The organism is Fibrobacter sp. UWT2 (assembly GCF_900142545.1).
In the GTDB taxonomy this organism is placed as follows: Bacteria; Fibrobacterota; Fibrobacteria; order Fibrobacterales; family Fibrobacteraceae; genus Fibrobacter.
On the sequence record NZ_FRBF01000006.1, the window covers coordinates 114,458 to 135,817 of the forward strand.

The 21,360-nt window shown below is 50.1% G+C and carries 17 protein-coding genes and 1 tRNA gene; 13 read left to right on the plus strand and 5 right to left on the minus strand.

The features are described from left to right. Positions 1-6: 6 nt before the first annotated feature. The 9 genes from BUA40_RS05965 to ftsE all read left to right on the plus strand — a co-directional run bounded on the left by BUA40_RS05965 (position 7) and on the right by ftsE (position 7,344). Complete coding sequence (locus tag BUA40_RS05965) at positions 7-615, plus strand: hypothetical protein (protein ID WP_072799494.1); 609 nt, start codon at positions 7-9, stop codon at positions 613-615. A gap of 23 nt (positions 616-638) precedes the next feature. Next, positions 639-1,274, plus strand: coding sequence for a nicotinate-nicotinamide nucleotide adenylyltransferase (locus tag BUA40_RS05970; RefSeq protein ID WP_072799496.1), 636 nt, complete (start codon positions 639-641; stop codon positions 1,272-1,274). Between the two features lie 20 nt (positions 1,275-1,294). After that, positions 1,295-2,314 carry an RluA family pseudouridine synthase gene (locus BUA40_RS05975; protein ID WP_255369225.1) on the plus strand — a complete coding sequence of 340 codons (1,020 nt, stop codon included), beginning with the start codon at positions 1,295-1,297 and terminating at the stop codon, positions 2,312-2,314. Between the two features lie 133 nt (positions 2,315-2,447). Next, positions 2,448-2,520 (plus strand) — tRNA-Asn (locus tag BUA40_RS05980). 117 nt (positions 2,521-2,637) lie between these two features. After that, the gene (locus BUA40_RS05985) at positions 2,638-3,036 is read left to right on the plus strand and encodes a hypothetical protein (protein WP_072799501.1); all 399 of its coding nucleotides are present in this window, start codon (positions 2,638-2,640) and stop codon (positions 3,034-3,036) included. Between the two features lie 3 nt (positions 3,037-3,039). After that, positions 3,040-4,458 (plus strand): MBOAT family O-acyltransferase, encoded by a 1,419-nt coding sequence (locus tag BUA40_RS05990; RefSeq protein WP_072799503.1) that lies wholly within the window; start codon positions 3,040-3,042, stop codon positions 4,456-4,458. A gap of 47 nt (positions 4,459-4,505) precedes the next feature. Next, a complete protein-coding gene (locus BUA40_RS05995; RefSeq protein WP_072799506.1) occupies positions 4,506-5,330 on the plus strand; it encodes a hypothetical protein in 825 nt (274 codons plus the stop codon). After that, a complete protein-coding gene (locus BUA40_RS06000; RefSeq protein WP_072799508.1) occupies positions 5,330-6,619 on the plus strand; it encodes a peptidylprolyl isomerase in 1,290 nt (429 codons plus the stop codon). The genes BUA40_RS05995 and BUA40_RS06000 overlap by 1 nt, the downstream gene beginning before the upstream one ends. A gap of 35 nt (positions 6,620-6,654) precedes the next feature. After that, positions 6,655-7,344, plus strand: coding sequence for a cell division ATP-binding protein FtsE (ftsE, locus tag BUA40_RS06005; protein ID WP_072799511.1), 690 nt, complete (start codon positions 6,655-6,657; stop codon positions 7,342-7,344). Here ftsE and BUA40_RS06010 read toward each other — a convergent pair. From BUA40_RS06010 to BUA40_RS06030, 5 genes are read right to left on the minus strand one after another with little or no spacing between them, the layout of a single operon-like run. Next, positions 7,337-8,992, minus strand: coding sequence for a hypothetical protein (locus tag BUA40_RS06010; RefSeq protein WP_072799513.1), 1,656 nt, complete (start codon positions 8,990-8,992; stop codon positions 7,337-7,339). The two genes, ftsE and BUA40_RS06010, sit on opposite strands and share 8 nt — an antisense overlap. A 55-nt stretch (positions 8,993-9,047) precedes the next feature. Continuing rightward, positions 9,048-9,821 carry a pseudouridine synthase gene (locus tag BUA40_RS06015; RefSeq protein WP_072799515.1) on the minus strand — a complete coding sequence of 258 codons (774 nt, stop codon included), beginning with the start codon at positions 9,819-9,821 and terminating at the stop codon, positions 9,048-9,050. Then, positions 9,808-10,623 carry an arginase family protein gene (locus tag BUA40_RS06020; RefSeq protein ID WP_072799518.1) on the minus strand — a complete coding sequence of 272 codons (816 nt, stop codon included), beginning with the start codon at positions 10,621-10,623 and terminating at the stop codon, positions 9,808-9,810. The genes BUA40_RS06015 and BUA40_RS06020 overlap by 14 nt, the downstream gene beginning before the upstream one ends. 18 nt (positions 10,624-10,641) lie before the next feature. After that, positions 10,642-11,574 carry a radical SAM/SPASM domain-containing protein gene (locus tag BUA40_RS06025; protein ID WP_072799520.1) on the minus strand — a complete coding sequence of 311 codons (933 nt, stop codon included), beginning with the start codon at positions 11,572-11,574 and terminating at the stop codon, positions 10,642-10,644. A 35-nt stretch (positions 11,575-11,609) separates the two neighbouring features. After that, entirely contained in the window at positions 11,610-12,881 is a 1,272-nt protein-coding gene (locus tag BUA40_RS06030; protein WP_072799659.1) for a chloride channel protein, read from the minus strand. Positions 12,882-13,051: 170 nt separating this feature from the next. Between BUA40_RS06030 and BUA40_RS06035 the strand changes: the two genes are divergently transcribed. The 4 genes from BUA40_RS06035 to BUA40_RS06050 are packed head-to-tail and all read left to right on the plus strand — an operon-like array spanning position 13,052 to position 21,358. Continuing rightward, a complete protein-coding gene (locus BUA40_RS06035) occupies positions 13,052-15,016 on the plus strand; it encodes an alginate O-acetyltransferase AlgX-related protein (RefSeq protein ID WP_072799522.1) in 1,965 nt (654 codons plus the stop codon). 57 nt (positions 15,017-15,073) lie between these two features. Then, entirely contained in the window at positions 15,074-15,838 is a 765-nt protein-coding gene (locus BUA40_RS06040; protein WP_072799525.1) for a transglutaminase family protein, read from the plus strand. Positions 15,839-15,873: 35 nt separating this feature from the next. Further along, the gene (locus BUA40_RS06045; RefSeq protein WP_072799527.1) at positions 15,874-18,633 is read left to right on the plus strand and encodes a TIGR02171 family lipoprotein; all 2,760 of its coding nucleotides are present in this window, start codon (positions 15,874-15,876) and stop codon (positions 18,631-18,633) included. Then, positions 18,626-21,358: a TIGR02171 family lipoprotein gene (locus BUA40_RS06050; RefSeq protein WP_072799529.1), complete on the plus strand. Its 2,733-nt coding sequence runs from the start codon at positions 18,626-18,628 to the stop codon at positions 21,356-21,358. Before BUA40_RS06045 ends, BUA40_RS06050 begins: the two co-directional genes overlap by 8 nt. Positions 21,359-21,360: the final 2 nt, after the last annotated feature.

A 21,360-nucleotide genomic window follows, 5' to 3' on the forward strand; every position in this document is an offset into this window, starting at 1 on the left:
GTGCCTATGAAAAAGATAATCGCCCTGCTCGTGTTTGCGCTGTTCGCCTGCGTTCCGGCCTGGTCGCAGATGGAAGCGGCCATTGACCCGACCACGGGGGCTGCTGCAGGAACTTCTGCCGGACCGTTGCTGAACGGAATCCGTACGCCGCTGATTGTGGGCGGTGCGCTCGGCTTTGGCTCGGGCACGGGCGTGGGTTCTGACCGAGGAATCGGACTCCGCCAGATTGAACCGATGATCGGTATTTGGTACCCAGGAATGGCTTTGCTCCGTGTGGGCTACGGCATGTATGGTTACGAAGAGGATACCGATGATGGCAAGGATTATCAGGTGGACCATTCGGAAATGGATTTCGAATTGGGACTCCACTTGCTGGGCGAAGTCTATTTGCTGGGTTCGTATTCTCGCGTGAAGGAACTGAGCGACTTGGGCGACGTGGCCTGGAACGAATGGGGCGCGGGCTTTGGGTCGCTGTTGTTTATTTTCTCGAAGACGATGCTGTTTGCCGAAGTCGCTTACCGCTGGGTGCTGACGCATTATGACCCGTTCTTGGACAAGAAGGTTCACGGCGGGCGCATCCAGATGAATTTGGGATTCTCGGTGTACGTATTCTAGTGGTTTAATTTTAGGGATTTGTTTTGTCTGATTTTAAGAAGAATGTTGCTGTTTTAGGGGGAGCGTTCGATCCGGTTCATTTGGACCATATTAGGGTAGCAAAGACCTGTCTGCAAAAAGGATTTTGTGACGAGGTGTGGTTTATGCCGAGTCCTGACCGTTGGGACAAGAAGCTGAATGCGAGTCCCGAAGACCGCTTTGCCATGCTGGAACTCGCCATGGAAGGCGACCCGCGGCTGATTCTTTCGGACTTGGAAATTGAACAGGGTGACTTTCGCGGCTCGTACGTGTTCTTATGCGGGCTCAAGGAAAAATTCCCGGACATCAATTTTCGCCTGCTGACCGGTGCCGATACCTACGACGGCATTCCGCATTGGCGCGACCCGATGAACTTTTTCGGCACGAACTACAATGGACACCTGCTGTTGCGCGACATTGAGCTGATTGTATTTGCCCGTAACGGTTACCCGAAGCCGGATATAGTTGAACACAAGGCGAAGGGTTATGCTGACCTTTTGTGGCTTGGGCCGGAGCAAGGGTTTGAAGGCGTGTATTCGAGTACCGCGATCCGCAAGGCTTTGCTGTGTGGCGAAGAACCCAAGGGCTTGCACCCGAAGGTGTACGAGTATATCAAACAGCATAATCTGTATAGGGAATAATGTCGCGCGCGCCTTCTGATATGTATTTCGAGAGCGTGGTGCAGCCGGAGCATGAAGGCTGGCTGTTGCTCGATTCGCTCTGCAAGCGCTTTACTTACCATAGTCGCGAACTGTGGGGCGAAAAGATTGCGAATGGCTTTGTGTCGGTGAACGGCGTGGCCGCGAATCTGGAGACGATTGCGCACCGCGGCGACAAGGTGGTGTACCACGTCACGAACTACACCGAGCCCGAAGTGCCGACGGATTTTAAGGTCGTATTCGAAGACGACGAATTCATGCTGGTGGCAAAGCCTGCGGGCGTGCCGGTGCACCATACGGGCCATATATTCTACAATACTTTTACGTCGATTGTGCGTCGCGGAACGGACTACGAAACCGCGACCCCCATGCATCGCCTGGACCGCGATACGGGCGGACTCATGCTGTTTGCGAAATATGCGGAGTCGGCAGCAAGATTCCAGAAAAATCTGGACCGCATTTTGCTGAAGAAATTTTATATGGCGGTCGTGCGCGGGGACTTCGCGGTCGAAGGAACCCCTGCGGGCGAGCCTGTAGATTGCACGATGCCTTTGCGCGAAGACCCCGCGGACCGCTTGCGGCTCCGCATGCACCACTTTGCCGATGGCAAACCCTGCCACACGCGCTTTAGAAAGGTTGGTGAGGGGCAGCTTTTACAGCCGGTGGCAGGCGAGTCGAAGTACTCGGTGGTGGAGGCGGAACTTTTGACGGGCCGCAAGCACCAGATTCGGGCCCACCTCGCAGAACTCGGGTACCCGATTCTGGGCGACCGCCTGTACAGCTTCGATGGCATTTACTACGAGAAGATGTCTCGCTCCTGGTCTCGCGATCCTTCTGTCGATAATTCCGAAGAAGGCCTTTCCGCCGAAGACCTCACGGCCCTCGGCGGCAAGTCGCAGATGCTTTATGCCTACAAGGTCGAAATCCAGTTGCCTTACTGGAAAGAATCGCGCGTTTTCGACTGCGCAGACTACCCGACAGACATGGCGGTGCTTGTCCAAAACGCCCAAAAGAATGCGTAAGTTGCGAAAAAGCTCTCGAAAATGAATTTTTTCAAAAAAAAAGCAAAAAATTCGCCCTTACCCCTTGACGAAATATTCTGAATATCTATATTTGGTGCCGTCGATGAGAGCAATCTCAAAGGCAAAACCAAATTGCTTCATAGCTCAGTTGGTAGAGCCCGCGACTGTTAATCGCGTTGTCCTTGGTTCGAGTCCAAGTGAAGCAGTGAAAAAGGTTCCGATGCAAGTCGGGACCTTTTTCTTATACTCTCGACTCGGCAAAATGGGGCTGCCTAAGTCCTTATTTTTTATATTTTGAATGTACCATTTTAATGAGGGCTTTTATGCTCAAGAAACTGATTGCCATTCTGTTTGCAGTTGCGGTTTTTGCCGTGGCAGACCCCATTTCTATTGAGGGCCGCTTGACCGAAATTCCGGGCAAGATGCCGAGCAACGACCTTTATAGCTACGTGTACGTGTTCAAGTACAAGGTGCTCAAGGTGGAATCGGGCAAGCTGGATGCCAAGGATGTGCTGGTGGGTGTCTATAACCCGCTCATTGCTCGCGGCAAGGTCAAGGACAAGATGGCTGACAAGTCCAAGGGCAATGTAGGCGAATTCAAGGCGAAGGCCAAGCACAAGCTCAAGCTCGTGCCGCTTGAAGGCAACTGGGATGGCGCCGTTGAAGATGAATACTTTGACGATGAATCGCCGCGTTACCTGGCTATCGAAGTGAACGAGTAGTTCGTGGTTTTCTCTTCTCAGCTTTTTCTGTTCTATTTCTTGCCGACTTTTTTGGTCGGCTACTTCGTGTTGTACAAGTTCCACGCGAAGCATTCCTTGTTGAATTTTTTCATCACGGTTTTCAGCTACGTTTTTTACGGATGGCTTGAACCGTGGCTTGTGTTCTTGATGTTTGGCTGCACCTTGGTGGTGTACGTGGCTGGCCGATTCATTTCGGCGCCGGGTGCTTCCAAGTTGCAACGGAACTTGGCGCTGGGAGCTGCGGTAGCGGTGAACCTGGGCGCTCTAGGTTATTTCAAGTACTACATGTTCGGCATGGGCGTCATCAATGACGTGATTACCAAGTTGGGCTGTGAACCCTTCTCGGTGATGACGGTGCTTTTGCCGGTGGGTATTTCGTTCTATTCGTTCCAGTCCATGAGCTACGCCATTGACGTGTGGCGTGGTACGGCGCCTCCGGTCAAGAACTTTGCGACTTTCGCCTGCTATGTGGCTTTGTTCCCGCAGCTGGTGGCGGGCCCGATTGTGCGCTACAATACGGTGGCCGAAGAACTTGAAACCCGCACCCATACCCTTGAAAACTTTGTGCGCGGCATTGCGTTTTTCTGCTTTGGCTTTGCCGAAAAGATTTTCCTCGCCAACCAGGTGGGGATTATCGCAGACCGCGTGTTTGCGGCGGATGCACCGGGTGTCCTGAATAGCTGGTGGGGCGCACTGGCGTACATGTTCCAGATTTATTTTGACTTCTCGGCGTATTCGAATATGGCGATTGGTCTTGGCCTGATGCTCGGGTTCCATTTCCCGCGCAACTTTAACGGTCCGTACCGTTCCAAGAGTATTACCGAATTCTGGAAGTTCTGGCATATCTCGCTTACGAGTTGGTTCCGCGATTACCTGTATATTCCGCTGGGCGGAAACCGCGTGGGAACGGCGCGTCTATACTTTAATCTGTTCCTGGTGATGTTCGTGAGCGGCGTGTGGCACGGTGCCAACTGGACTTTTGTGTGCTGGGGCTTGTACCATGCCTTCTTTATGATTGTGGAACGCGCGAACAACAAGAACGCTTTCTATTACAAGGCTCCCAAAGTGGTGCAGGTCCTGATTACGCAGGTGATCGTGCTGTTTGGCTGGGTGCTGTTCCGCGCCGATAGCATTGGCGAGGCTTGGCGTATGTGGAAGTGCATGCTCGGCTTGAATGCGATCAGTTCTGCCGACGCGATTCTTTCGACTGAAATCTTTACGCCGACTTGCCTGTTCTTCATGGCGCTTGCGGCTCTGCTTTCGTTCTGGAAGTTCCGTAGTTTCGATTTTTGCAACAAAGTTTCGCCGTTGCGTGTGGCGGTGGCCTTGGTCATTTTTGTGGTGGCGGTTCTTGCTTTGTTTACACAGAGTTACAATCCGTTTTTGTATTTCCAATTCTAGTGAAATGTCCTAGTCTAGTGAATACTTAATTTTCTATTTTTAAGCCCATGAAATATTTAACCCGTTTTTTGAGTGTAGTCAGCCTTGCTTTTCTTTCGGTTATAGCAGGTTGTAACAGTCCGTTTTCCGAAGATGATCCGGTTGTGGTATCGGTAGGGGAATCCAAGCTCCGTCAGTCTGCTGTATACCGTCTTGTTCCCGAATGGGACTATTTGTCGGATCGTGAAAAGTTGACTTTCTTGGAACACTGGATCGACGAAGAAACCATTTACCAGGAAGCTCTCGCCAAGGGCTTCTGGAAAGACCCCGCCTTGCAGGAACAGATCAAGCGTACCGAACGCAAGTTGACGGTCGATTACTACCTGCAGACCTTTGCCGACACCATGATGCTTGGCGATACTGAAAAGCTGGATTACTACCACGCCCATCCGGAATTCTTTGTCCGCGGTCGTAACTTGCTGACCGGCTCTATCCTTTACTTTAAGGATTGGCAGATGGCCGAAATGTATTACAAGGGTCACAGGAAGCTGACCTATGAAACTTATGCCGCAAACAGCTGGATGGTGAAGCGCATCGAAAACTTCGATACCGTTGCCGTAAGCCCCGATAGCTGCATTCTCCCGTCGTTTACCGATGTGGAATTTGGCAAGCTTTCTCAAGTGAAGCTTTGCGGTGGCCAGCTCAAGGCTGTGATTGTTTTGTCTAGACTTGATTCTGCCGATGTGCTGCCCTATGCCGAAGTGGCCGAAGACGTGGCTGCCCGCGCCTGGGTCGAGCACCAGAAGACGGTTCTCTCTCGCCTGAAGAAGGAATGGAAGAAGGCCCGTCCGATTTTCTCGCAGATGAATGTATTTAGTGAAAAGGAAAAGTAATGAAGTTTCCTGGTCGTTTGGTTTTTGCTTTGAGCATTCTCGGCATCTCGTTTGCCGAGGCTGAACCGGCATTGATGGAAGGAATTGCTGCAGTTGTCGACGGAAAGCCGATTATGCGTTCGGAGTACTTGAATGCGTTGTACCGCTATCAGGAAACTCCCGAAGGAAACGCCATGTCTGAAGCGGACCAGCGCAAGTATGTGTTGGACCAGTTGATTGACGAAAAGGTCTTGCTTAGCCGCATTGACCGCGACTCCATCGTGATTACCGATGCCGAAGTAGACCAGCGCGTGAACGCCCACTTGTCTCAGCTTGCCGCAAGCCAGAATACGGACTTGGCGACTCTTGAAAAGGCCATTCGTGCTCAGCTCGGTATTAGCATGGCCCAGTACCGCGACCAGCTGTCGAAGCAAATTCGCAGCCACATTGAAATGGCCCGCGTCCGTCAGCGCCATGTCGGTTCTGTTTCGCCGACCAAGAAAGAAGTGGATGCCTTCTTTGCAGATTTCAAGGATTCTATTCCGCAGCAGTTCAACTGCGTGCTGTTGAGCCACATCCAGTTGCCGATTCTGCCGGATTCCATGATTGTGGACTCGGTGAAGCGTATTGCCGATGCCTTGATTGACACTCTTAACTTGGGTATGAGTTTTGAACTTTTGGCCAAGGCTCATTCGCAGGATACTTCTGCTGCCAAGGGTGGCGACCTGGGATACTTCAAGCGCGGCCAGTTGGACCCTGCTTTTGAACGTGCTCTGGATGTCTTGAAGAACGGTCAGTATTCTGCAAACCCGGTGAAGACGAAGCTCGGTTGGCATATTGCCCGCGTGCTTGGCCGTAAAGAGGACGGCGTGCGCTCGGCACAGATTTTGCTCCGTACGATTCCGACAGCAAAGGATACGGCGAAGGTGATTGCCTTGGCGGATTCCTTGCAGAAGAATATTAAGTCTGCCGAAGCTTTTGCCGCAGCAGCCAAGAAGTATAGCGAAGACAAGTCCAGCAACTTTGCCGGTGGTCGCCTCGGTTGGTTCCAGCGTAACGAAATGGAACCGGCTTATGTGGAACCCGTGGCGAATTTGAATGTGGGCGAAATTTCGGAACCGGTGCTGATCGATGGCGCCTATCACTTGTTCCGCCTCGATGATTCCCGTCAGACTCGTGACTTGACTTTGGAAGAAGATTACGGCAAGATTGAACAGATGGCGGCAACGCATCTTGAAAATCAGAAGCTTGAAGCGCTCGTGAAAAAGTGGCGCGACGAAGTGCATATCGAAATCCGCATGACGGAATAATTTATTTTTCGTTAAAACAATAAGTTGCGGGTCTTATGATTCACTTTAACCACGTCACAAAGTCTTACGAAGACAATTGGAAGGCGCTTTCCAACGTGACGTTGCGTATTCATAAAGGTGAATTCGTGTTTTTGACCGGACATTCCGGTGCAGGTAAGTCTACGCTTTTGAAGTTGATTTACATGGACGAACGTCCTGATGAAGAACGCGGCGGCCAGGTGATGGTGAAGTTTACGGGCGACTGCCTGTACGACAGCAAGAATACGCCGGATAGCAAGATCCAGGCGCTCCGCCGCAAGATGGGAATTATCTTCCAGGATTTTAAGCTGCTGCCGGATCGCAATGTTTTTGAAAACGTGGCGCTTGCTCTCCGCATTGTGGGTACGCCGAGTAAGTTGATTAATGCAGCGGTCTTTGACGCTTTAGCGCTCGTGGGTATTAGCCAGAAACGCTTTGCCATGCCGTATACGCTTTCGGGTGGTGAACAGCAGCGTGTGGCCATTGCGCGTGCGATGGTGCATAATCCGTACCTTCTTTTGGCTGACGAACCGACGGGTAACCTTGACCCGAAAAACGCCGAAGAAGTTTTCAAAATCTTCAAGGAAATCAATGCCCGCGGTACAACCGTCGTGATGGCGACGCATAACCCGGACTTTTACTTGAATAGCCCGTTCCGTCGCCTGGTGCTTGACCACGGCGAACTCTTGAACAGAGACCTTATTTAAATTCTTTTATGGTGCAGGATCCCGGTTCGCCTAAGGTGTAGAAGGCGAAATATCCTGTTGTTCCTGCGGCTTCACGGAACACGGTGTTTATGCGGTTTACGGCGCTTGCGTCCGACGGATTAAACGAATCCCATGACAAATTGACGACTGTTGGTTCCAATGATTTGGGAATTGAAACCTTCGGAATGCTTTGGCTGTCGTCTGCGTTGAAGGGGGCCAGTTCTATTTCAAAGTCATGGGTGGATTTATAGACAAAACAGAAGCCGCCCCAAGAGGTAATGTCGAAATTTTCTTGGGTTGCGTAATCCAGTTTGAAACCGATTTTGACGTAAGCGTTTTCGCCGTTGCCAATGGTAAACTTTCCTGTGAGAGCTTGGTAATATTCGATAATACCTAATAGGGAGTTTGGATTGAATTCATTTCCTATTTTTCCTGGCCAAGTTATGGAAGAAGTCGCATCGGTCTGGGCATCCCATGTTCCGAATTGTTCTTTACCGCAACCGCTTATGATTCCATCTTCGCCATATTCGGCGCACCATCTGTAATTGTCGCCACAATTGATTTTGTTGTAAGAATAGTTTTCTTTTAGCAGATATTTTTTTAGACGAATAAGATTGAAATTCGCTGTGGGTTGATTCTGGATTTTGATATGGGCAATCGTTTTAGCTGCTTCTTTACCAGATATGGCAGGACTAGTCCAGCGAGCAGGCTTAAATTCAGACCATGTGTAGCAGATTTCTGAGGGAATTATGGGCCTAGGCCGGAGTGAAATATAGGGTAGGTTGTTGTTGAATTCCTGATTCTTGGTTTCGCCAAGGTCTAGAAGGATATTCACGTTTGTATCGGCTGTATAGGTAATGCAGATGCCATCCCAATCGGACAAATCGTGAGTACCCGGACTGCTGAAATATATGCCTTCGTTTTCTTGATAAGTCATTGAGCCGACGGGTGCCGTTGTACCATCTACGATGGGGTTATGACACCATAAGTCATTGTTGTCGCAGGAGACGAGTGTCGGTTCGGAATATGCGCTCATTACCCCTCCTGCTCTGTTGTTATACTTTTTGTATAGCGTATAGGTGATGCCGTCGCAGGTGACCTCCACGATACTGTCAGCGTCCATGTGGTCGTTTAAGGTGCAAATTTGACCGTCAACGGCGATGGGGTAGATTTCACCATCTTTGCTGTAAAGATTGCCGAAGCGAATGCTGTCGCAAATAACAGGGTAGCCGTAGAGGGAATCCAGTTTGACAATGCAGGCGCCTTCATTGTTGATGAAACTAGAGGAAGATGTTTCGTTGTTACTGAAACTTGAAGATGATGTGTTATTGTTATCCGAACTAGATGAAATTGTGCTGTTGTTGTCGGAACTAGACGAGGATTTGTCTTTGGAAACGGAGGAATCCTTTGCTGCGGTAGAATCTTTTGCTGTTGTGGAGTCATTTGCCACAGTCGAATTGTTGGAGGAACTGTTGTTGGCTGCGTTGCCTGATTCTGTGCCGATGCTGGAGGAGTCGGCAATGTCTATTTCAGAAGAATTGCCGGGTGTGGTAATGGCTGCCGAGCTTGAATTGTTATCGCTGCAGGCAAAGAAGGTGGTTAATGTAGTGGCAATGAATGTGGTGTATACAAGTTTGTTCAGATTCATAGAAATCCTCCTATGAACGAATATAGATAAAAATTTCTTGATAAAGCGCCGCGGTCTAATGTGAGGCTATTTTGGGGACGATTTTGTGAATTTCGCCGGGTTTTAAGTCGTTTAATGAGAAATTGTCGAATTGAATGCGCATCAGGCGCATGACTTCGTAGCCGAGGTGGGCGAGCATGCGGCGGATTTCGCGGTTCTTGCCTTCGGACAAAGTAATTTCAAGCCAGCAGTTCTTTTCTCCTTCGCTGTGGAGAATCGCACGCTCGGCGTGCATGAATTCTTCGCTTTCGCCGAAGACGCGGGGCGGGACGCTGAAGCCGGATTCCATTTGCGAAAGTTCGGCGGCGGTGGGTTTGCCCTTGACTTGTACGCGGTAGATTTTGATGTGGGTGGCGTCGGTGAGGACGCGGTCCGCCCAGGCTGTGTCGTTAGTAAACAGCAGCAAGCCTTCGCTTGCGGCGTCGAGGCGACCTACGGGAGCGATGTGCGGCATGGCTTTGCCGGGGTACATCTTGGCGAACTCTTCGCGGAATAAGTCCATCACGGTCTTGCGGCCTTTTTCGTCGCTTGCGGTGGTGACGATTCCGCGGGGCTTGTTCATGGCGAAGTAGACGAATTCGCTTGCGGTCACGGGGGAGCCGTCTATGAGAATTTCGTCGTTTTCGTAAGCGGGCGATTCAGGGTCGCGTACGGGCTTGCCTCTAAGAATCACGTGACCTTCGCGCACCAGCTTTTCGGCCTGGCTGCGGCTACAATAGCCGCGTTTGGAAATCACGCGGGCAACGCCGTGGGCGCCCTGCTTTTGGGGCTTGCGGTTATTGAATGCCATGGAGCCCCGCAAGAGTGAGGTAAAGTTTCTCGTTTAGCGCGTTGTTGAGAGCGTCTGCTGCGGCGGTGTCTTCGAATCCCATGTCACGGGCGCGTTCGCCGCAAACGTCGATGCCTAAAATTTTTCGGTTCTGTGCGAGCGTTTGGAGCGTGTCGGTGAGCTGTTCAAAAGTGAGTGAGCCTTGCTCCCAGTTGGTGGCTGCCTCGGCTGTAGAGAGGGCGTCTTTGTCGATAGAAATATAGAGGCTTGGGGTATGGGGTCGGCACAGGGTGCCTTTGAGGTGTGAGGTAAGAGCCTCTAATTCACTTTCGCGGATGAAGGTGACGCGGTTCAGAATTTCGGCGGCGTTTGCCTGCGAAAGGTCTTCGCGGATTTCTTCGACGAGATGGTCGGCGACTCCGATAACGATGACGTTCTGCACGAATTTATTGTTGTCAAGAACTTCCTTGATCCAGCCGCCGCAACTGAGGATTCCTTCGAAACGGGGTGGTTGCATGTCGGGATGGTGATCGAATACGATAAGGTCGAACGGTTCTTGAACGCGGTCCGTCCAGAGCTTACTCATGTAATGGTAATTGCCGTTATCGAAGAAGTGAATGCCGACGGTATCGCCGCGAGTGCTTTCGATTTGCTGGCGGAGAATCGCTTGCGCCTCGTCGTCGCAGTAGCAGTCTGTGCTGTCAATTTGAGTGCAGTCAAACCAATGAATATTCTTGTCGGTAGCCGCAGATTCCCGCAACCCTTGCATAAAAGGCTGTTCGGCGTAAACGCCTGTGAAATCTTGAACGGTAACGATTGGCATATTGACTCAAATATAAACTTATTTGCCGAAGCGCTTGCAGAAGGAGCAACTTTGACAAAGCGGGTGGCGCAATTCGTGCTTCTCGAATCCTTCGCGGAGACTCTTGGCGGCGGGCGATTCGAGAATTTCGGCGAGGTTTTGTTCCTGAATGCGTCCGAGTGTGATTTGCCCGCTATGGTCGAGACAACATGCGACCACGCGCCCGTCGTGCAGAATCGCTACATGGGTGTCGAGGGCGCGGCAAGTCCCTGCTGCAATTCTCTCGTCTCTCGTCTTTCTTCTCTCGTCTAATTCAGGCCATTCAAAGCGGCTGTCTTGATGCAGGTAGATCCTTCCGGTGACATTGAAACTCTTGTGGCGGCTGCAGAAATGTTCCAGCGAAATTTGCGTGCCAGATTCAGTGTTGTCAGAATCGTTGCCGAATGTCTCGTTGACCTTGGCGAGCAAGGTTCGGTTCCAAGCGTCGCTGGCATAATCGCCTACATTCCAGAGCCTTAAATTGATGTAGAGGTCTGGGCGAATGGCATTGGCCATCTTGCAAAAGTCGAGGACGTCTTGGAGGTGGCGGGTCGCATCGTCTTGCGGCAATTCTGCATAGGCGTGCGTTGAAAAATTCACCTGTCGTACCGCAGAGGAGGCTAGAATCAATTTGCCGGTGCGTGCAATCGTGGTGCCGTTCGTTGTCAAGTTCAGTTTGAGCGACGTCGCTTCCAGTTTTTTCAGGAAAAGGCCGAATCCCGGATGCAGCGTAGGTTCGCCGAGAACATGAAAGTAGACGTTCTCGGCAACGGTCGCTGATTCGGTAAGGCAACGCTCAAACAGTTCCGTACTCATGAATTCGCGCGGCTTATTTGTCGAATGGGACGATGCCGATGAATTCGTCTTGCCGCAGGGACAAAAGCTGCAATTCAAATTGCAAACATCCGTGATTTCGATATAAACCGCGTTCATAGATCCTTCGACTTAGCTCAGGATGACACTAGGTGTCATTTTAGTCTCAGTTTTTTCTGGGCGTAAATGCTTTGGCCGCCGTTGCAAGCGAAAGCGAGTACGCAAACGATAAAGAATGCCGGCAATGTGTCGAATCCGAAGATTTCTGCACCGATGAAAATGGGGGCGAACAGGGTGTTGGTGGCTCCGCCAAAGACAGCGGCGTAACCGAGGGCGGCTGCGAGCGGCAGGGGTACGCCCACCATAGCGGCAACCCAAGTGCCAAAGGTTGCCCCAATGGCAAACAACGGGGTGACTTCGCCACCTTTGAATCCGACTGCAATCGTCACGATGGTCAGCGCGAATTTCAGAATCCAGTCGCAGGCGTAAATCGATGTGGCGTCTTGCGCAGAACCGGCGAAGCTCATATCAATCAAGTTGGTACCCAGGCCCGCATAGCGGCCCTGCCAGAACAGCAGCAAAAGAAGGCTTATGGCAATGCCAACGAAAGCGATTCGCTTGAGTGGGTTCGGCAACTTGTTTGCGAAAAGCTTCTTGGCGAGCGAAAGCAATTTTGCAAAGCCGCCACCGACGATACCGAATAGTATGCCGAGTAGCGCAAGCTTCAGCACAAATTGAATATTCAATCCGTTTTCGTTCCACAGAAGTCCGGCAACGTTCCAATCAGGGAAAAGCGTATTCAAGTCGACGGAGAATTTTTCAAGTCCGAGCATTTCGGAAACTTTGTAGGCCGTAAATGCGGCGACCGTGGCGGGGAGCAATGCCGACAGATTCAAGTATCCCACAAGTAGAACTTCGAGTGCGAGCGCAATGGCGGCAAGCGGCGTCTGGAAAAGTCCGGCAAAACCTGCGGCCATGCCTGCAATCAGCAGAATCTTGCCCGCGTTTTCGACATGAATCTTTTTACTGATGTTGTGCCCGAGAGTGGCGCCAATTTGAATCGCGACACCTTCGCGGCCAGCGCTACCGCCGAACAAATGCGTCAGCCAAGTGCTTACCGCCACCATCGGGATCATGCGCAGCGGAATTTCGCTTTCTTTACCATGGGCAACTCCGAAAACCATATCCATGCCGCGTTCGGAGCCCTTGCCAAATTTCTGGTAACCGAGTACGATTGCGACACCGATCAGGGCTAGTCCCGGAATCCAGTAAAGTGGGTTGGCGTCGCGAAGGGCGCTGACGGCCAGTAAAACTTGCCCGAAAAAGGCGGTGAGGGCTCCAACAATTGCTCCAAGAACCAAGGCTACAGCGATAAGAATTGGTTGTGAAAGCCATTTTTGAATGAAGGCCTGAATTCGCATTTTCATCTGTTCCTTCGCCATGCGCATCATTTGCTCCTTCATTTCGGGAGACATACCGGCGAATTGTTCCTTGAATTGGTTGTATTTGCCAAAATCTCTAAAATTCATGGATAATCCTTGTTTGCGCGGTAAATTTAGAAATTTAGCTTGAAAAGCAGATTTAGTATATTTGAATTATGAAATTTCTTGAATCCCGCTATAAAAAGATTTCAGTAGCTGTCTCTGTTTTAGCTGCTTTGACCTGGACCCTTTCTTCTTGCGCTTCTAGCAAGCAGGAACCTGAAACGGCTCAGACCAATGTTGCAGCCGAAAGTCGTCCGCAGGCTCTTCCGCCTCAGCCCTCGACGCCAGTGACGGTGTTCGAAATGAAATTCTTAAGTGCAGACAAGCAGTTGCGCGTGGTCAACAAGCCCACGCTTGCAGCTTTGGATTTTGCAGCCTATTTCAACAATCCCATTCGCTTGGCGGGTAAAGAAGAAAAACCTGAAAACTACACAGGTAAAATGGCTTCGGCGAAGCTGACGGAATATCCGTTCCCGATGTTGGATTCGATTCAGGAATATGAACCGGCTGCGATTGAGGGCCGACAGCCTTTGGCTTGGGAACCGCTTGCGAAGATTCTTTATGCCCAGACGGGTAACGATTCTTTGGGCAGTGTATTGAATGCCGTTGAAGCGGTGAAGTGGGATGAACCCGATGTGTTCCGTGCTTTCCAGACTGTTTCTCGTATGTGGGGCGTACCCCTGAGCGATGGTTCCGTAGAATGGTGGGTCGAGGTGATGCCTGCTCATTGGACGGGACGTTCTGCTTTTTATGGCAAGCTGAAGTTGGCCTCTAGAGGTGAAACTGCTGAAATCTTGAATTACTACTTGACCGGAGAAATGAACATTGACGATGCCATGAACTGGGCTCGTACTTTGTCTTCTTACTGGTATCCGACTTTGAATACGGACTTGGAACCCCATACGGCTGGTGCTCCGTGGGAAGGCGATGCCAATAGGCCTTTTGCCGTGATGCGCGGAAACCCGATGGGTACGCCGATGTGGATTGCTTTTGAAGTGCCTGCTTTCCGCTTGAGTGACGAAGCTTTGCGTGCCAAGCGTACGGCAGATTCCTTGGCCGAAGCGGGCGAAGTGGTGCCGGTCAATCGTACGCTCGATACGAATTCTGCGTTCAGACTCGAAACGCTTGCTTCGCTCGAAGGCTCCTGCCCCGAGAATGCCGCGACAAAAAAATTCCGCGATGTACTTGCGAAAAAACTCAAGAAACTGCCGAAGGAACAGAATGCCTGGGCTGATGGCGATATGCTTTGGTTCAGACGCAACGCTAACTACTTGCTAGCAGATAAAATAACTAAGCAGGATTCCTTGCATAATCCGCTTCCGCGCTTGCTGGAACTCAAGAAGTATCTGGATTCCTTGAATGTGCAGCTCCTGGTGGTGCCGGTTCCGGTGAAAGAAGAAATTTATGGTGAACGCCTAGTTAACGGTACGGCGGCTGACCTTTGCGTGAACCCCGCTGGTCGCGAATTTACCCGCGAAATGCTTGCCGCAGGCCTTGACGTGTTGGATCTTTACCCGGCCCTGATGGCGGCGAAGTCTGGCGATGAACCGCCGCATTACAGCTACCAGCGTTACGATACGCACTGGGCGCTTCCGGGAATGCTTGCTGCCATGGAACTCTTGGCTTCCCGCGTGACGCAGTATTCCTGGTACGCTGAATCGGGCGCTCAGCCGGGTTCGCTGAATATGCAAGAGACACAGACGCTTCGCGAAGGAGACTTGGTGGCTCATCTGCCCGATGCTGAAAAGTCGAAGTATCCGGCCGATACCTTGCCGGTCATGAAGATTTTCAAGGGCACCGAGGCTTACAAGGGCGGCAAGAATTCTCCGATCCTTTTGATGGGTGATTCGTTTACGGGTGTATTTGAATCCGTCGATCAAAAGAGCGGCGGTCCGGGCTCGCTTCTTGCTTACGCGACGGGGCTCGACGTGCAAGTGCTTACTAGCTGGGGCGGCGGCCCGGGCGTGTATCACCGTATGATGAAAATGAAGAAGGATATGCAGAGCAAGCGCCTCGTGATTTACATGATGACGGCTCGTGACTTCTGGCAATCTCCGATGGAGTGGGATGGTTTATAGACGAAAGAACGGCACTACGTGCCTACAGACGAAAGACGAGAGAGGATAAATTATAAAATGAAAAGTCTTTTTTCTCTCTCGTCTCTCATCTCTCGTCTCTCGTCTAAATTTTTCTGGCCGGTGCTGATTGTCGTTTTTGCGGCGTCACTAGCGCTGGTGCTTTGGAGCGGACAAGCCGAGAAAATGAGCTTCAAAGATGCGGCTTGTTCTTTCGAAGACAAGTTGCCGGGCTGCTTGGAGTCGGTGCCGGCGTGGAACGAGGGACTTGCTTTTTATGACAGTGCTTTGAAGGTCTCCGGTGATACCTTGCAGAGCTTGAAGGCTTTGCTTTGGGAACACTGGAGTCTGGAATTTGCCGGAGCGGGGAAGCCTGCGGTGGCGAAGAATTCCATATTGCCCTTACGCGTTCTTGAATCCCGAAAATCCGGTTGCATGGGCCTTTCTTGGCTTGCGATGATGGTGGCTGAATCTAGGCAGATTCCCCTCTCGGTTATCATGCTGCCGGGTCATGTGTTCCTGCGTTATGGGACGGAATCTACAACTGGAGTGAATTTGGAACCCAATCGAGAGGGGTATTCCTACACGGACGAAGAGTACCGCGAAAAGTATAAAAAGGGACCCTGGACTGGTCTTGAATTTAAACCGCTGACCCCCACGCAATTTGTGGGACTTGCCGCTTTTAACATGGGAAATTCCTATTTGGATAGCGATTTGCGTCGCGCCTTGACATGGTACCGTATGGCCGAAGAATTCTTTTCGGAATATCCGGGGATAAAAGCCAATCAGGAAATCGCTAAAAGCCGCTTGCCAGACCACCTGTAGGCGAGAATTTTTCTTAAAAATACTATTTTTAGAAAATGCGGATACTTGCATTTTTCTTTGTATCTTTAGTTCTTTTAGCGTGTTCGCAAGAGAGTGGATCTTCGAGCGCCATTGTCGTTGATTTTTCAGATGACGAATTAGAAGGCATGGTGCGTGTGACTGCACGAAATGCAAATGCCTTGCTAGGAACAAACGACCCTCTGGCCAAAACCGAAGAAACTCCTCAGATGAGGGTCAAAATCGACTATTCCTTTTCGATGGGAAAACACGAGGTCACCTGCGGCGAATTCAATAAGCTGATGAAACCTCAGGGACTTGAGCTCCCGTGCGAAAACAAGAATATTCCGGCTACGGACTTGACTTATTATGATGCCGTTTTGTTTGCTAACGAAAAGAGTAAAGACGGTGATTTCGATACGGTGTACACTTATACAAGCAAGCAGATGGACACTGATGGCCATTGTACGTTCTTGGAAGGTTTTAATTTTCATCCGGATGTCAATGGCTACCGTTTGCCTACGGAAGCGGAATGGGTCTTGGTGGCGGGCCGCTACTGGAATCCTAAATCGGGGTGGCATTCCGAAAATTCGGGTATGAAACTACATGAAGTCTGTACCCGCACAGAAAATAGCGAATTTTGCGACTTGGCGGGCAACGCCATGGAATGGGTGAATGACTGGCTTGGATTCTTTAGGGATACGACGGTTTACAATTATGCAGGTTCTCCAGACGGCGGAAACTTGGGCAAAAGAATCGTGAAAGGGGGAAGCTATCGCCAGCAGCCTTCTGCCATGCATCTCTATGGCCGTACTGACGTCTATACTATTACCTCTGCTAGCCGTGCCGATTATGTCGGCTTCCGTTTGGGCTTTGGAGCCATTCCTGATGCTGTATGGATGGACTACAACGGCTTGGTGAATACGACGCGCGTGATTTCGTTGGTGAACCAACGTACGTTGAAATCTAAACTGGGTACCTACAAGGTTTTACTTGCGTTCAGAAACAACGTCAGCGAAACTATGGCCTATCAGAACTATTCTGATGGTTCCATTTATACGGCAGAATTTCCGGATATCTATGAATCTTACCACCCTGAAATTTCTCCTAATGGCCGCTACATTGCCTATTGTTCGGGGCTTGAAGGTGTGTCGGGCAGTTCAAAGCTGTACGTAAGAGTGCTGACCTTGAATGAACACAATATCGTTGAATTGAATGTCAAGAGTGCGGCGATTCCCCGTTGGCGAGTCCTCGATAATGGGGATACGGTCATTGTTTATGTGACCGATGCCGGCAGTAACAAGAATACTGAAACGTTCAAGTCTGCTTCGACTTGGCAGGTGAAGTTTGAAAAAGGCCGCTTTGGAGAGCCGAAAAAATTATTTGACGGTGCTTACCATGATGGTATTAGCAGCGACAATAAATTGGCGGTTAGTGGTGCTCGCTTACTCCGTGCGAAGATGGCCGATTCCTCAAATACCTTGTCGAGTGGCCGCGATTCCGTATGGTACAACGGGGAACAGGCCTGCAACGCCTCCCTTGCTACGGATGGCTCCAAGAAAACGCTGTTCCTTGATTTTGGTAGCGAAACAGGAAAGAAGTTTGTAGGCGAATCTTATGGTGTTCATGAACGTTTGCTCGTCATGGATAGCACGGGTAAGCTGATCCATTCTGTCAAGGCTCCGGCGGGTTATTCTTTTGACCATAGCGAATGGGTTCGTGGCCGTTCGGATTTTGCCGTTGTGTCGCTCTCTGATGCTAACGGCATGCACAATAAGATTGCCCTTGTGAATGTGCTGGACAGCAGCATTACGGAACTGGTGGAAGGTGAAGACCTGTGGCAACCGACTATGTGGATTCCGGATTCTTTCGACAAGTCTACTTCTGAACTCGATGAAGATAGTGCAGGCGTCTATATGCATATTGGCGATAAGCTGGAGGGCGTTTTGATGCGCTACAAGATGGAACTCCTGTGGCGTTATCGCGATACGGCCAATGTGGTCGTGGTGGGTTCTTCTCGTCCGTTACTTTCGGTATCTCCTAAATATTTTAGCTCCAAATATTTTGTCATCAATCTAGCGCAAACGCCTAATTCCATCTACATGACTAGGGATTACTTGAACAATTACATTTATCCCCATGTCCGTCGAATGAAATACATTATTCTGTCGCTGGATATCGACTTGTGGTACAAGGACAATGGTCCTAACAGTGATAATTTCTTTGTGAAAGGTTATGAACAGTATGCCGGTTTTGTGTACGACAAGAATCACAACTACTGGCAGGATGGTTACCCGACAGGCCTTTTGGAATATACCGAAAACTACATTGGCGTCGAAGGGGAAGCCTATTATTTGGATGATCGTGGACGTTACCTCGCTTCGGATTGTAAGGCTTGGGGTGAACCGGACATTGAAATGGATTCGATGTATTATGACAAGCATCCTGAAGTCCTTGAAAATTCGATCGCCGTTTTGAAGGATATCTTGAAAAAGGCGGAAGAAAATAAGGTCTTTGTGGTCGGTGTGATTTTCCCGCAGAATCCCAAGTACAAAAAGACTGGTGCGTTTGGCCGTTATGGTGTTCGTAGAAGTCACGCAAAAAAGATTATCCAGGATTTGATAGACCTTGAAAAAGATTATCCTCATTTTAAGGTGTTTGACCAGAACAAGATGGGCGACCACGATTACGATGATGACAAGGCGAACGATTCCGACCATCTTTGCATGAAGGGTGCGGCAAAACTTTCGACTCGCGTTTATGAGTTTATTAAGACTTTGAAGGAAAAAGATGAATAGGATCCTTTTATTGCTGCTGGGCGTTTGTCTATTCGCCTGCTCCAATTCCGAAAGCGTGTATTCGCAGCATGATTCGGATCCTGTTCTTGCTGTTGATTCTTTAGACGGAATGCTTTCTGTTCGATTGGAACAGAAGAAGTTGCATCTCGGTACAGACGAAACGGCGGCTAAGGCGAATGAACGCCCGCAAATGAAGGTCTTACTGAATTACGATTTTTCAATTGGCAAGCATGAGGTGACTTGCCGTGAATTTAACGACTTAATGAAGTTGGCGGGCACTTCGCTGGATTGTGAAAGTGGAGATTTGCCGGCCACGAATTTGACTTACTACGATGCAGTCTTGTTTGCCAATGCCCGTAGCAAGGCCGAAGGCTTTGATACGGCTTACTCCTATACGGCTGCAGTTTTCGATGCCGAAAAGCACTGCTCCAATTTGGAGGGCTTTGCATTCCACCCTGAAAAAGAAGGCTACCGTTTGCCGACGGAAGCGGAATGGACTTATGTGGCGAATTTGAATTGGAGACCCGATTCTGCTTGGACTGCGGATAATTCTGGCTTTAAGCTGCATGAAGTTTGTCACTTTGCCTCTGCCGATGTGGATGTTTGCGACATGGCGGGTAACGCCATGGAGTGGGTAAATGACTGGCTTGGAGCATTCCGCGATACGACCGTGTCGAATTACGTGGGCGCTCCTGATGGCGGTTCGCTCGGCCAGCGCGTCGTGAAGGGTGGTAGCTACCGGAACGAGGCGCATTCCATTGCGCTTTATGCACGCGGAGACGTGTACACGGTGACTTCTTCGACGAAGGCCGACTATGTAGGCTTTCGTCTGGCCTTCGGTGCGATTCCCGATGCGACATGGATGAATTCCAATGGCGATGCTATGACAAGTCGAATTGTTCCCTTGGCGAATTCCTCTAGCATTCGCTCTCAAACAGGAACGTTCCGCTCGAAGTTGGTTTTCCGCAACGATTTAACAGGGAATCTGGCTTTTATCGATTATTCCAATAGCATTCTGTCGGTTGTTGAAATCGCCGATACGATTGATGCCTACCATCCTGAAATTTCTCCCGATGGCAAGAAAGTCGCTTTTTGCACCGGCCTCGAAGGTGTTTCTGGCAAGTCGTCGCTTTATGTCCGCGACTTGAATGGGGAAGGTTCGAATCTCGTCAAACTAGAGGTAGAATCTGCTGCGATTCCTCGTTGGCGCGTTCTTGAAAACGGCGACACGGTGATTGTTTATGTGACGAATGCCGGCAATAACAAGAACGAATCTTCTTTTAAGGAAACTTCGACTTGGCAGGTGAAATTTGCTAAAGGCAAGTTCGGTAAGCCTGAAAAATTATTTGATGGCGCGTATCATGGCGGCATCAGTGAAGACGGCTCCTTGGCGGTGACCGGGGCAAGGCTACTGCGTGCTCGAGTTTCAAGTCATGATACGGTGTGGTATAACGAAGAGCAGGCTTGCAATGCGTCCTTGGCGAAGGATAGTAGCAAGCGCACCTTGTTCCTTGATTTTGGCGGTAAGACCGGTCGTGACTACGTGGGTGAAGATTATAGTACCCATCAGAGGCTTTTAATTGCCGATAGCACAGGAAAGTTGATTGGCTCGGTAGAGGCTCCGGCGGGCTATACTTTTGACCATAGCGAATGGACTCTTGGTGGAAATGATCTTGCGGTAGCCACGTTGACCAATAGTGCTGGCGCTCATACTAAAATCGTGCTGGTGAATTTGGCTAATGGGGAAGTGATGGATTTGGCCGAGGGTGACGAACTTTGGCATCCGAACTTTTGGTCTTTGCAAAATAGCGTGCTGAAAAACGTAACGCTGGATGTGGATAGCGCCGGCGTATACCTGGACGAAGACTTTGATGTGGGTGCCACCATATTGCGCTACAAGATTGAATTGGTGTGGACCTACCGAGATTGGGCGAATGTGGTGGTGCTTGGTTCTTCGCGCCCCCAGTCAGGAATTATTCCTGCAAAGATGCGTGATGAGTTCAAGACTATAAATGTGACGAATGTGCCGAATATGGTCGCTTCTACGGAATTCATTGCGAAGAATTATGTATTCCCGCATGTGAAAAATTTGAAGTACCTTATTGTCTCCTTGGATATTGATTTGTGGCACAAGGATGAACATAGTGAATACAATTTCTTCTACCAGGATTACAAGAAGTATCCGGGATATGTCTACGACGAAAATCATGATTTCTGGAAGAACGGTTACCCCGAAGGTTTGGCGGAACTGACCCAGAATACGTTAGGGCAGGAATACAACGAAAACTTGTTGCGCTCGACGTTGGGTTATGTGCCCGGTGCCCCGGCCAATTGGGAAGAAAAACCTGCAGTGGAATTTGATAGCACCTGGATGGATTATTGGCCCGATCATTTCGAAGCGTCTCTTGAACATTTGCAGAATGTTTTGAAAATGGCCGAGAATTACAATGTGAAGGTGATCGGCATTGTTTTCCCCCAGAGTCCGAATTTCAAGAAAACGGGCGCTTTTGGCCGTTATGGCGTTCGCAGAAGCGAGGCTCCGGCCTTGCTGAAACGAATCCAGAATCTAGAATCTGTCTACCCGAACTTTATTTTCTGGGATGAAAATAAAATGGGCGACCACGATTACGATGATTCAATGGCCAATAATAAGGACCATTTGAGCGATTTGGGGGCGCAACAGTTGACGGAACGGTTAAATTTATTGTTGGAAGGCTTGGAGTAAGT